This window comes from Chryseobacterium sp. Tr-659 (genome assembly GCF_011752975.1).
GTDB lineage: Bacteria > Bacteroidota > Bacteroidia > Flavobacteriales > Weeksellaceae > Chryseobacterium.
Window position 1 is genome coordinate 1 of sequence record NZ_VWWP01000016.1, and the last position, 13350, is coordinate 13350.

Annotated in this window: 8 protein-coding genes; 1 reads left to right on the plus strand and 7 read right to left on the minus strand. The window is 35.2% G+C overall.

Annotation, left to right across the window (positions count from 1 at the left end; translation table 11 throughout):
• Nucleotides 1–132 precede the first annotated feature (132 nt).
• Both F3J23_RS21315 and F3J23_RS21320 read right to left on the minus strand, forming a co-directional pair.
• Nucleotides 133–3486 (minus strand): hypothetical protein, encoded by a 3354-nt coding sequence (locus tag F3J23_RS21315; RefSeq protein WP_167033543.1) that lies wholly within the window; start codon nt 3484–3486, stop codon nt 133–135.
• Nucleotides 3487–3491: 5 nt separating this feature from the next.
• Entirely contained in the window at nt 3492–5096 is a 1605-nt protein-coding gene (locus F3J23_RS21320) for a T9SS type A sorting domain-containing protein (protein ID WP_167033545.1), read from the minus strand.
• Between the two features lie 327 nt (nt 5097–5423).
• On the opposite strand from F3J23_RS21320, the gene F3J23_RS21325 reads away from it, so the two are divergent.
• Nucleotides 5424–6506, plus strand: a complete 1083-nt coding sequence (locus tag F3J23_RS21325; protein ID WP_167033547.1) for a DUF4407 domain-containing protein — start codon at nt 5424–5426, stop codon at nt 6504–6506.
• A gap of 433 nt (nt 6507–6939) precedes the next feature.
• Here F3J23_RS21325 and F3J23_RS21335 read toward each other — a convergent pair whose 3' ends face one another.
• The 5 genes from F3J23_RS21335 to F3J23_RS21355 form a co-directional block, all read right to left on the minus strand.
• Nucleotides 6940–8811 carry a GEVED domain-containing protein gene (locus F3J23_RS21335; RefSeq protein WP_167033549.1) on the minus strand — a complete coding sequence of 624 codons (1872 nt, stop codon included), beginning with the start codon at nt 8809–8811 and terminating at the stop codon, nt 6940–6942.
• 348 nt (nt 8812–9159) lie between these two features.
• Nucleotides 9160–10620, minus strand: coding sequence for an IMP dehydrogenase (gene guaB, locus F3J23_RS21340; protein WP_167033551.1), 1461 nt, complete (start codon nt 10618–10620; stop codon nt 9160–9162).
• A 188-nt stretch (nt 10621–10808) separates the two neighbouring features.
• Nucleotides 10809–11513, minus strand: coding sequence for a hypothetical protein (locus F3J23_RS21345; protein ID WP_167033553.1), 705 nt, complete (start codon nt 11511–11513; stop codon nt 10809–10811).
• Between the two features lie 24 nt (nt 11514–11537).
• Nucleotides 11538–12041: a DUF4252 domain-containing protein gene (locus tag F3J23_RS21350; RefSeq protein WP_167033555.1), complete on the minus strand. Its 504-nt coding sequence runs from the start codon at nt 12039–12041 to the stop codon at nt 11538–11540.
• A gap of 11 nt (nt 12042–12052) precedes the next feature.
• The gene (locus tag F3J23_RS21355; protein ID WP_228455400.1) at nt 12053–13348 is read right to left on the minus strand and encodes a DUF4252 domain-containing protein; all 1296 of its coding nucleotides are present in this window, start codon (nt 13346–13348) and stop codon (nt 12053–12055) included.
• Nucleotides 13349–13350: the final 2 nt, after the last annotated feature.

Here is a 13350-nt window from a genome sequence, read left to right on the forward strand (position 1 = left end):
AGCGGCAGTTCCGTTATAATCCAGATAAGTTTTGGAATAGACATAGTTTTCGGTAGAAGTCAGCGTCTGGGCACCAACCACATTGGACAGAAGCAATACTCCCACCGGAATTAATATTTTTTTCATCGGTTCTTAGTTTTTATAGTTGTATTTGAATTCTTTAACTACTTTAAAGACATCATTCCCTGAGCTGTCTTTTTCTTTTACTTTGATCTCTTTTAATCGGTTAGCGCTATCATAAAAGTAAAACTCGCTGATCCCCGATGGCGGAGTAATGCTTCGAACCCCGATAAGTGGATCGTACGTATAAGTGGTAATCTGGTAATTGGATAAAGCAGCATTATTTCTGAAGGTATTTAATACTGATAAGAATGCTGTCTCGTCATTATTTATACCTGCATCTGCATCTATGTTGGAAGCTGTAATAATTTCTAAAGTACCAGGAGACAACGCTGACAAACGTACATAAGTAACACCTTCTATCTTGGCAATAGGAACTGTCTGATTATACCCCCAAACAATACTAACCGGGATTCCTGCTTTTGTAGTATACTGAAGTAAATTTCCTTTTTCATCATATTTATCATAGTGGATAGCTTCTTCCATTTCTCCACTGGATAGATTTTGAGATAATACTGAAGTAGAAAGCGGCAATCCCATTGTTTTCGTATCAGCCTCTACTTGTGTATACGGATATAAATTTTCTGTTTTGGAAATCACTTTTCCATTTTTCTTTGACTCTGTTTCCAATGGAACTCCAGTCATATTTTTATTGATCAAATATTGATTGCTTTTTTCCGCGGCATATTTATAATTCGTTTCCAATAAAGACTGATCAGGGAAAGTTGCTTTAACATCTGTCAGCTGTTTATCTGTATTATTATATTGATAATCGCTTGTCTGTACAATTTTCTTAGCATTAACATTTATTACATTGTTAAGAACATCTGTCAACAGAATATCTTCCATAAAATCCGTTTCTATTGTTTTCTTTAAAGTATTAGAATAGGTGGTTATAGGAAATAAACCAATAATTCTATTAAAAAGCTGGGTTCCAGGTGTTATATTAGGCGGATATAATGTAGGTGTATAAACGTCCAATCCTATCAGATTATATATTTTATTTGTTGTATTAAACTGATAATTATTTTCAGTCATTTTTAATGCGAAGAAATTATTATTTTTCTTAATAAATGAATAATGTTTAAGAAGTGTCCCATTATTTTTATCATAAAACGAAACTCTTTCAAGATTTTTACTCATTAAATTAACAACATATTCAATATTTTTTGCACTGTAAGGGTTGGATGAGTCCGGCTCACGTAATGTTTGAAATTGATCAAACTCTGGTGCAGAAAAAATTTTCACCTCACCTCCTTTTTCAAAATCATCACCTCCATGACTTATTGTGACATTAGGATAAATATTATCATTTTCAATATCTGATAATGAATAATTATTGATTCCCGATGTAAAACATAATTTTCGAATACTGTATTGACCTCCTCCAAATGGTCCTCCACTGTCGCACATACCCTCAAAATACATATTTCCTAAGAAAAATTTTTGATAATCAGTTCTAGATAAAGGAAGTCCATCTGCATTGTGAATATTTTGGAAGTCACTATAATATAATCTTTTGATATTTGAAATAGTACCTTCAACTGTTTGATCATACATTCTCTTTAATCTAAGGCCATGATCCTCAACTTTTGTATATCCAATATAGTAATCTGCATTCACGGACGACTCAAAAGTAATATTAGGTCTTAAACACGTAATAACAATTTTATACTGGTTATTAGGATTTGTATTTATCTCGAGAATTTTATTAAAATCCATCTGGGTTTTGGGAAGATAGAAGTTTTGGTTAATCAATATTTGATTTGAAGTAATATCAACAACTTTTAAATTTGATGCCCCTTGATTATTAGGAATAGTAGATGGATTATCCTGGTGGATGTTAAAATTTAATGTTATTTTATTATCCAGTACAATATTTCCATGAATAGTCATTGAATCTTTTACCACCACAGGATAATAAGCATCTGTATTCGTCTTAACCGTTTTATTGTCACGTGTTTGTTTTTTTACACCTAATGATTCATATTCAAAATGCGTGCTCCCTTTTGTTGGATAAATAATGGATGTTAGAGTTCCTTTTTTAGCAAAATTAAAATCTGCTCTTCGGTCTGCAAGATTATAAGTACTTAAGTTTGCATTAAGGTTTGCTCCTAATAAATTGACATCAGGAACTGAAGTCGTATTTCCTTTCCCGTTGTTATATCCAAAAGTATCTACAGAAAAAGCATTTTTCTTAGGCACATTATTAGCCTCATCATAAGTAAAAACATATTCATTTTCGAAAGTCTTTACACCTTGTGAGTAGTTATAATTTTGAAGTTTATTCAGGAAATACTTATCATATCCATCTATATAAGTAAAATCTATTGTTTTCCTTTTTTCATTTTTATAAAATACGTCAATAGAAGTCAGTTTATCATAAAATGAAAAATTATTTGCCTGATAATAGAAATTTATTGAAATATTATTTGAAGTAATCTTTGATATTTTCAACGGATTCATAAGCCTCAAAGTATTCACTGATGTTGAAGGATCAGGTACATTTTGAGGAGGACAATCTGACGGTTGACTGGAAACAGAGATTATTGATTTGTATAGAGTAGTAGACAATATGATACTTTTTGTATAGGTCTTTTCATATTGAAAATTAATTGTATTACCATCCGGATATTCTATTTTAGTCAGATAAAAGCTGGTTATCCCGGAAGTATTAAGAGACTCTCTACTAGCGGTAGTTTCAACAGCATTTTCCCCTCCCAGATAGAATTTCACTCCTTTATTTGTTGTGATTATAAAAGTATTGGTTTGAGAAAAGTTCCCTACAGGACTGATTTTGTATAAATGTTCATCTGTTATCAGTACAGGATTAAGGTTTTTATCAAGATAAAAACTTCCTGAGTAACCGGGAACTGTAAAATTGAAAATATCTACCTGAGTATCATTTATATTACCATTAAGATAAGATGCTAATTCTGCAGCTTGTGGAGTACCATCACTTGCATTTCCCAAACTAGTAGCAGTCTGAGAATCATTAAAATAAATTCTTCTGCTGCTATCTACTGTTTCATCAGCCTGTCCATATATTGTCCTATTGATAACTCCACTAGATTCAAGTATCCAGCTCATTCCTACACTTGTAGGAATATCATTAACCTTAACCCCTATCTTTGCATAATTAAGACTTATTGAATGTTCTATTCCGTTGCTTTTTAGATTATACACAGGAATACTAATTGAAGCCATACCTCTATATTCATTTAATGGTGTTTTCCCATATTCCGTCCTTAAAAATGATTCTGTCGAAGGAGGAACTACTTTTGGAATATTAAAAGGTTCAGGATCAGCTTGTCCTTTAATAAAGATTATCGGAATAAATAATAGTAAGTTTAAAAAAAATTTCATACTGGTTATTTTTTTATCAATTTAGCACTAGCTGTTTTGTTATTGTCAGTTTTTATCGTAATCAGATAAGCCCCCTGAATGAGCGACTGGGTATTGATCTTTGTCACTTTATTCTTTGTTTTCAGATTCTGGATCTGTCTTCCACTCATATCATACAACAGAATATCTGCCTCTTTGAAATCAAAGCCGATTTCTACATACGCATAATCAGATACAGGGTTTGGATAGATCTTGATATCATATTTCTCAATCAACTGATCCACTTGTTTGTCTCCAAGTTTTACGATCTTCCAGTTTTCTTTACCTAACTCTTCTGCGCTGGTGCCTGCTAAAATGATGGAACCATCACGGTTTAATTTTAAATCGGAAAGTCTCTCTTCTTTTTTTCTGGATTCTCCGGCGATGTGTTTTCTCCATTGTTCGTTTCCGTTTTGATCTAAATACAGCATCCAGAAGGTTTCATCATCTTTCTCTATTCTTCCTTCTGCCTGGGTATAACCTCCCAACAGAATACCTTTTGACTTCCGGCTTCCATCTTCCTGCTCCCCGCTGATCACATTCATTCCCATCAGGACATCTCGGTTCTTGAAGTTGTAGGATTTCTGCCACTGTTCTTCTCCTCTTTCGTTTAAGGAAATCAGCCAAAGGTCTGTGCCTTCTTCAATGCCTACTGTTTTATTGCCGGATCTTTCGGATCTGGATTCTCCTCCAACAAGGTAACCTGTTGAAGTCAATGCCAAGGTTCTTAGATGGTCATCTCCTTTGCCCCCGAAATTCTTTTCCCATTCTACTTTACCATTTTTATCTAGTTTGATGATCCAATAATCACCTTCTCCGAAATTGCTGCTGGATTTGGAATGAGAGACAAGCTTTGCACTGCTTCCAGCATCCTGCTCCCCGCTTCCTGCCTTCACCTCAGAGCTTCTGGAATAAACTCCCAGTAAGGCTCCGCCATCTTTTGTAGGAATCATCTTTTCGACTTCATCCAACCCTTTTCCACCTAAAGTTAATTGGGAGATCTCTTTTCCGTTTTTGTCGAGTCTTGTGATCCAGACATCTTTGGAACCATAACCTTTTGAAGCGTTCTGTACATTACCGGCTACAAAGAATCCTAAGTCTGTGGTTTGAATAACAGCTCTGGCTTCTTCATCGGAAGGGGTTCCTAATGTTTTCTGCCATAATTCATCGCCAAATTCATTGATTCGGATCAGCCAGATATCGGAACCGCCTTTGGATTCTTCTTTTTTATCTAATCCTTTTCCTGAGTAAGAGGTTCCGGCTAGTAGAAAGCCCCCATCCTGAGTGGTAACGGTGGCTGACAGGTAATCATGGTTAGATCCTGAGAAATATTTTTCCCAGGCCTGATCCCCCTGCTGGTTGAGCTTTACCAGGTGAAAATCGTAACCGTTGTTTGGTTTAGTTCCAGCCTCCTGCTTCCCTCTTGATTGTATGGCGCTTCCTGTGATAAGATACTGCTGATCAATGGTTGTGGTGACCTGTGAAAGGAAATCCTGGGTAGAGGATTTGATATCTTTCTGCCAGACCACTTCCTGGGCAGAAATGCCCAAAACCGTGCATAAAGTAAATGCACCGAGATAAAGTTTTTTCATTCTCTGTTTTTATAGGTTAATAGTAATTTAATTTATGTCAAAAATATTCTTTTTAGACTACCTAAAAAAGCTTTATAAAAATGTAACTATAGAAATTCATCCTTTGTTCATTTCTTTTTGGTTTTACATTAATTTTATCCAAAAATATATGATCAAAGCGACAGAAATTGTCGTTTAATTATCAAAAAACAAAATCATTCATTCATCCTGCTTTATATATCTGATAAACAAAATAATAAGGCTAAAAACAGAATTACTTGGTAAAACATAATACTATCTTTTACATTGGTATGATTTTTAGTAGTACTTTTGTATAAATTTTCAATTATGAAAACAAACCAAAAAACTATAAATCAAGCGAATCACAAAATAAACTGGTTCCAAAAGTTTCTGATGGTATGTTCCGGCGGAAACATTCACATTTTAAGAAAGACTCCCAGCGAATGGAATAAATTTTCCGGCATTGGAGGAATTGTACTTTTCACGGCCGTATTTGCAACCTTATCTGCAGGTTATGCCATGTATACAGTCTTTGACGATATTTGGGCTTCCATAGGATTCGGAATTCTATGGGGATTAATGATCTTCAATCTGGATCGATACATTGTTTCCTCCATTAAAAAGACAGGAACATGGTGGAATCAAATCCTCATGGCCATTCCCCGTCTTATTCTTGCTACATTTCTGGGAATTATCATTTCAAAGCCCCTGGAGCTTAAGATTTTTGAAAAGGAAGTTAATAAACAGCTGAATACTATTATCCAAAGGAACAAAAAACAGCTGCAAGGTGAAATGAGCGGCAGAATTCTTCAGCAAAGCGGGCCTTTTGAAACGGAAAAAAACCAAATCTCAGGGAAAATTGCGGAATACCAAAAAGCTTATGATTCTGCATCCGTTGAGCTTGAGAAGGAAATTCTAGGAAAGCAATCGGGTTTAACCAGTGGAAAAGAAGGCTATGGACCTAATGCAAAACGTAAACAACAGTTAAAAGAACAGCGAAGACAGGATCTGGAAAATTATCAGAAACAGGCTGCTCCAAGACTGGAATATCTGGATAAAGAGATTTCTAAAGTGTATACCAATCTGGAAACTGAAAGAAAGTCTACAGAGACCTTTGAAGATAAGTTCAACGGATTTGCAGCGAGACTTCAGGCTTTGGATGAACTTGGTAAAAACTCTGCAATAATAGGACTTGCTGCCACTTTTATCATGGGATTATTCATTTGTCTTGAAATCTCTCCGGTTCTTGTGAAATTAATTTCTCATGTAGGGCCTTATGATTATCTTCTGGAAAAAACTGAAAATGATTTCAGGTTATATTCTAAAGAAAAAATTGAAAAAGGAAATGCTCTGACTGATTTCAGAATTGATGATTTCAAAGAAAATTTAAATAATAAAAATGAAGATTAAATAGAAAGCATTCTCATTTTTAGCCCATTCATCTTGTAAATCAGAGAAAATATCTATAAAATTATTCACTCGGATGAATGAAAAAGTAGATTACAATAAAAAAACATTTCATTAAGGCTTTCGGAATTTCCGAAGGCTTTTTATTTTTAAAACACAAGGACCATTTCTTGCAGGAAAATAGCATGCGATCAAGTGTTGTAAATCATTTTATTTATTTTCCGCAAAGTGAAGTATTGAGAATCATATATCAGTCTGGAGCGGTTTATGATGATGGGAAAGTTCTTGCAAAAATTGTTGAAAAATTCGGAATGCTAAGTTCAAAGGGCCGCTTCTGAATAAAGTAATCAAACGAAGGTTTAAGTATAAGCGCATTGAATAAAAAATGCCTCCATTCATATGGAGGCATTTAATATTTATTTAAATTCCAATCAATTTATTTAATGATCAATTTAGACGTTTTGCTGTCTTTTCCATTGGAAACCTGAATCATATAAACTCCTTTTTCCAGTTGCTGCTGTACTTTGAAAATTCCGTTTCCTTCTTCAGTTACAGATGGGCTGGCCATCAATCTTCCAGACATGTCAGAAATAGAAACTTTCAGGTTCTTAGCATTTTTAGCTTTAATGAAAATTTTATCTCCGGTTGCAACAGGGTTAGGATAAATTGTTAAATCATCTTTATCCGACTTCACTTCATTAGTAGATAGGTTTGTTGTGAATTTAACAGTATAATCTTCAACCTGCCCATACATCAATTGTCCACAAGGCGTCATATTAGGATTTTCATCATCCACAAGCACTCTCATTCTTAACGGTGTATTAAGCACAACATTAGCCGGCGCTGTAATCGTAGTAGTATAAGTACCAATTGCTGTAACAGGATCTGCATTTATATCATCAGCTGAACCAACAAGTTCAGAAGCTTCAAAAGTCCCGTTGTTATTAAAATCGATCCATATCCTTGCATCATTATTCGAACCGGAAACATTTATCTGAAGATTATGAGTACCTGTAGCTGAAAGCTCGGTAGATGTTGCTCTCAGACAGCTTGCTCCGGTATAATCTTCATAAAAATTAGTATTATTAGACCAATATCCTGTCGTAGCATTGTTAATATTTCCTAATTTCACCAAAGTTGGTCCAACAAAATAGTCATCCGGGGTTGCAATTCCACTTGGATTACATGCAGCAGGAATTGGAGTTCCTATAGCTGTGGTAGCAGAAGGCGCTGTAGCACCTAAAGAAGTACTCAATCCTCCTTTCATCAGGAAGAAATAAAGAGCAGCTCTGTCATGCTGTCCGTTAGTAAATTTGAATGCAATCGGGTTAGTATAATTCATCATATTATACTGTACTCCCTGATAATTGGCTCCGGTACAATAATTCATATCATTATTGGTAGGGGCCGGGTCATTTAGTAAGCTTCTTCCTCTTTCTGTATCACAAACCTGGTCATCATCTCTGGTACAATCGTTGTAAGTTTGTACAGGGCAATAAGTAGTGGAAGTATCTCCTTGGGGAGCATTAGGATTTGTATTTCCAAAAGTATGAAGCAATCCCATACTGTGCCCGAATTCATGGGCAAGGGTAATATCATCCTGTAAAGTAACAACAAAGGACTTCATGAAAGATTCATAGGAAGAATCCGGATTTTGAGGCAGTCCTGCCCATCCCATAATTCCATATGTTCCTCCACCATCTACTTTATTCATGATATAGATATTAAAATAGGATGCTTCAGGCCAGTGCGGAGCGATTGTTTTTACCTGGGCAGTAGTTACTCCATTTGTTCCATTACGTTTCACTCCATAGTTATCATATCCTGCAAGAGCACCTCCGTTATACCTAATAATCCCGGTAGTAGCATTACAGTTAGGATCTCTTTTAGCTAATACTAATTTTATCGGCATTGTAGCTGCAGTCCCAAAATCAGCCGGAACTCCCTGAGACCATTGATAGGTACCTGCATACATTTCATTACAATGATCCAGCCATGTCTGAATTTGCTCATCACTCTTGTTATAAGTAGTACCAATAGCAGCATTAGTAGGTGCAATTACGTGCACTACCACTGGAATTTCATAAACGCCATTTACAGTCTTAAATGCTGTATTTCCGCCTTTGGCAGCATGATTCTGATTAGTGCGGATAATACGATCACGAATATTACGGATCATATCATCAACCTCTTGATTTTGTTTTTGATGTACTCTTTGTTCAGCATCGAAATCACACCAGTCTTTTTTCTGTTGTGCCGATATTGAAAGGGAAAGTAACATTGCCCCACAAAGGATAGCTTTCTTCATTTTTAATATTTTTTAAAAGAATAAAAATTAAAACTTAATTACATTTTACGATAATAAAAGTAAAATTTTACACAAAAATACATAGTTACCATGTAAATAGCTTACAGTTAGTAGAAAAAAGCGAAATATTGTTACATAATAATTTGAAAATAAAATAATATTATTATAAAAAATAAAACATTTAGTTTAATTTATATTCATTTATTGAACAAAATAATAAATAATTCACAATTAACAAAACCACCAAAAATAAAACAACATATTAATATTCAAGCAATTAAACAATTCCCTCCAAATAAAAAAACCGCACTATGAATGCGGTTTTACTTATATTATCTTAATTCTATTTTATAAAGAATAATTTGGAGCTTCCTGAGTAATAATTACATCGTGCGGGTGAGATTCTTTCAATCCGCTTCCTGTGATCATCACCAGCTTGGAATCTTTTTGCAGCACTTCAATATCTTTAGCTCCACAATATCCCATACCAGCTCTTAGACCTCCTGTAAGCTGGAAAATAACATCTTCCAATTTTCCTTTGTGAGGTACTCTCCCTTCAATTCCTTCCGGAACGAATTTTTTAGCTTCACTCTGGAAGTATCTTTCTTTACCTCCTCTCTTCATTGCAGAAAGGCTTCCCATTCCCTGGTAAGACTTGAACTTTCTTCCCTGGAAAATAATCTCCTCACCTGGAGCTTCATCTGTACCCGCTAAAAGAGAACCCAGCATTACTGCTCCTGCTCCACTTGCAATAGCTTTCACGATATCTCCTGAAAGCTTGATTCCACCGTCTGCAATTACCGTCACATTTTGAGTTTGGGCATATTCGTACACATTATAAATAGCAGATAACTGAGGAACTCCTACACCTGCAACCACTCTGGTTGTACAGATAGAACCTGGGCCTACACCTACTTTAAGGACATTGGCTCCGGCTTCAATAAGGTCTTTTGCAGCTTCTGCTGTAACAATATTTCCTCCTACAATATCAAGGTTCGGATATGCTTTTCTGATTTCTGAAATTTTATCAAGAACACCTCTGGAATGACCGTGCGCAGAATCAATCGCTACAATATCAACTCCTGCTTGCACTAAAGCTTCAATTCGGATCAATGTATCTTCACCAACACCTACTCCAGCACCTACAATTAAACGGCCGTTCTGATCTTTGTTGGCATTCGGATATTCCAATTGATTGTCAATATCCTTAATGGTAATTAATCCTACAAGCTTATTATCCTTATCTACAATCGGAAGTTTTTCCACTCTGTTCTTAAGAAGGATCTCTTTTGCTTTTTCAAGGTTGGTATCTTTGTCTGAAGTGATCAGATTTTCTTTGGTCATGATCTCTTCCACTTTCATCTCAAGATTTTCCTGATACTTCACATCTCTGTTGGTAATAATTCCGATTAAAACATTATCGGCATCTACTACAGGAAGTCCTGAAATTTTATATTTTGACATCATATCTTTAGCCTGCCCTAAAGTATGGTCTTTAGAAAGGGTAACCGGATCGGAGATCATTCCGTTTTCTGAACGCTTCACACGATTTACCTGTGCAGCCTGTTCAGCAATCGTCATGTTTTTGTGAATAAAGCCTAAACCTCCAACTCTTGCCAGTGCAATAGCCAGATCAGCTTCAGTAACGGTGTCCATCGCAGCGGAAACTATCGGAACATTCAGCGTGATTTTGTCGGTAAGTCTTGATTTTAATGAAACCTGGTTAGGTAAAACTTCTGAATAAGAAGGGACTAGAAGAACGTCATCGAAAGTGATGGCTGTCTCTACAATTTTGTTATGAATAGACATCTTTACTTTCTTTGCAAAATTAGGTTATTTTTACGACATATGAAAATCCTTTTTAATAGTTTAAATAAAAATTAATAATCAATAAGTTAAATCAAAAAAACCGTTCTTTTTCAAAAACGGTTGCTGTACAAAATAAAACTTAGTATGTCGAAACTACTTGTTGAGTATTAAATTTTACCTCATTACATTTATTTAACGAGGGCTCCATTCTCATCGAGGTTCTCAATATGAGTCTGGTTATTTTTATCTACATATAACTTTAATCTTACTTTTCCTTTAGTATCACGAATAAATACACCTACATCTCCGTTAGCTGTTTTGCCTGCAAAAAAACGTTCATTCGTCAACCTCCCCTGTTCTCTAAGTTTTGCATATGCTTTTTTACTTGCAACAGGGTCATTCAGTTTTTTCAAGGAATCTTCAAATCTAATAACATCTTCCAGTGGAAAATCATCCGGTCTATCCCAAAGCTTTAAGCCATATACTCTTTTTTTATCTTTTCCCACTTCTTCGAGGTATTGGAGCTGCATAATCTGATCTGTATTTCTCTGATCTACTGAATACACCATCCCTGATCCCGTTTCATTAGCATCATATACCAATCCGCCACATTCATCTCCCAGCGAATTAAAGAAAATCAGACCGGCATCCCTTTCTCTCTGTTTCATATTTTTATGATTCACCATTCCCGGATGCTGGCGCTCTTTATTACTGATCACCATTTTTAATGTTCCATCTTTTTCAACGATATTAATGCGCTCTACATTTATTTCTTTAAAATGCTCAAGGGAGGACTGAGCTTTAAAGGCCAAGATAAAAAACAATACACAGACTACCGTAAGTGAAATTGCATATATCTTCAAAATACGTACTTCTCTGATTAGTTTTTCCATATGATGATTGTTTGTAATGACACGTTATTTATCTGAAACAGAACTGATCATTTTTGAAATATCGTTAGCCGTAAAGTTTCCTTTAACATCTACAAACACCACCTCATTGTTTTTGGAACCCACCGTAAGCAGCATCTTTTTAATAATATCTCCATCCTGCTTTACTCTTACATTGATGTTGTCTCCGTCATGCTTTATAGTAGCCCATTCTTCATAATGGTTATCATTTAAATATTGGGCATAATCATTCAGCATTTCTTGATTGCCGTTCGTTACAGTAAGCACTTTTATCTTAGAAGCTTTCTTTACAAGATTGATGGTCTCTTCACTTTCTCCTTCTTCTCTTAATGCTTTTTTAATATAGGATTTAGCAAGAACCATCGGCACATTAATACTTGCAAACTGAGCTCCTTTGAAATCATACTTTGAATTCTGAAAAAAATCAATATTCGGCTTTTCTGAAACGATACACGATTGAACTATACTTATAATCAGAATAGCGAGGAAAAAATGTTTAAGAGTATTCATAGTTGAGTTTTTTATTTGATTTGTCTAAGGCTCCCGCCTGAAATCTTATCTACTCTGGCATCCAGCTCAGGATTTCCTCTCAATTTAACATCTGCTCCTGATGATACACTTACTTTCAGTTTATCGGTAACCAGAAGAGACAGGCTGGCTCCTGAAGTGGATTCTACTACCGCTGTTCCAATCTTAAGATCATCCGCTTTGCATGAAGCACCACTGCTGGAATCAATTACAGCTGTTTCCGCCTGACCAGACAAACTAATGTTTGCACCGCTTGATACATCCAATGCCATTTTTTTTGTTGTAATTGCAGCATTCAAAATTGACCCAGAAGTTACCGAAGCAGCTACACTCTGTTCAATATTGAATTTCCCTTTGATAATAGAACCGGAGCTGGCTTCAATTTCCATACTGTTTTCAGTTACGGGATTAACCGCTGTAAAAATACTTCCGGAAGAAGTTTGTATCCTTTTAAGATTAGGAGAGGAAACATTGACATTCAAATTTTTAAATCTCAGGCTACGACCTCCTTTATTATCTATATAAATCTTTAAAATGCCATTATCCACTCTGGTGATTACATATTGAAGCTTATCTGCATCAGCAATTACCTTTACACTTCTTGTATTTTCCTGCTTGTAAGTAACATTTACCCCTTCACTTACTTCTATTTTTGAGAATTCTCCTACATTTCTGTTATCTCCGTTAATATAGGAAGACGTATTTTCTGAAGTAAGATCATTTCTCAACGAACTTTTCATAGTACTTGTGGTACTTGAAGTAATATCACTGGAGCTGATAATTTTATTAACATCAGACATTTTCATTTTACCATTCAGGATAAAAATAATGTTCTCTTCTTTAGAATCAACGTTAAAAACCAGATTTTCGAGATAATTGTCTTTTTCGTCTTCAGCAAGAAACTTCATGGATGTACCGTCACTGCTCAGCGACATCAGCTCGTTGAAATTAAGAGATTTTAAGGCTCGGCTTACTTTCTCAGCTCTTTGTTCATTCAATCTGATATTTTCAACATTCTCGTCTTTCAAACGATCCGGAAATGTGGCTTTGGGAATAATCAGAATCTTAAGTCCATCAACTTCGTTCAAAATAGGTTTTATTTTCCCTACATAGGCATCATTAACATCGATGGTATTCAACAATTTGAACATAGGCTTTTTGATATTGATAGAGGTAACCCCACCATTCTTTTCAAATTCCTGAAAAAGTTTGTCCAATTTCTCAGTTTGTGCAGAATAAGTTGCAAAACTGCTTAGCATTATGGCTATTATAAAAAATATTTTTTTCATGG

What these genes read in the sequence shown, in the direction of transcription:
- F3J23_RS21315 (WP_167033543.1), bottom strand. Translation starts at nt 3,486, where the DNA reads ATGAAATTTTTTTTAAACTTACTATTATTTATTCCGATAATCTTTATT.
- F3J23_RS21320 (WP_167033545.1), bottom strand. Translation starts at nt 5,096, where the DNA reads ATGAAAAAACTTTATCTCGGTGCATTTACTTTATGCACGGTTTTGGGC.
- F3J23_RS21325 (WP_167033547.1), top strand. Translation starts at nt 5,424, where the DNA reads ATGAAAACAAACCAAAAAACTATAAATCAAGCGAATCACAAAATAAAC.
- F3J23_RS21335 (WP_167033549.1), bottom strand. Translation starts at nt 8,811, where the DNA reads ATGAAGAAAGCTATCCTTTGTGGGGCAATGTTACTTTCCCTTTCAATA.
- guaB (WP_167033551.1), bottom strand. Translation starts at nt 10,620, where the DNA reads ATGTCTATTCATAACAAAATTGTAGAGACAGCCATCACTTTCGATGAC.
- F3J23_RS21345 (WP_167033553.1), bottom strand. Translation starts at nt 11,513, where the DNA reads ATGGAAAAACTAATCAGAGAAGTACGTATTTTGAAGATATATGCAATT.
- F3J23_RS21350 (WP_167033555.1), bottom strand. Translation starts at nt 12,041, where the DNA reads ATGAATACTCTTAAACATTTTTTCCTCGCTATTCTGATTATAAGTATA.
- F3J23_RS21355 (WP_228455400.1), bottom strand. Translation starts at nt 13,348, where the DNA reads ATGAAAAAAATATTTTTTATAATAGCCATAATGCTAAGCAGTTTTGCA.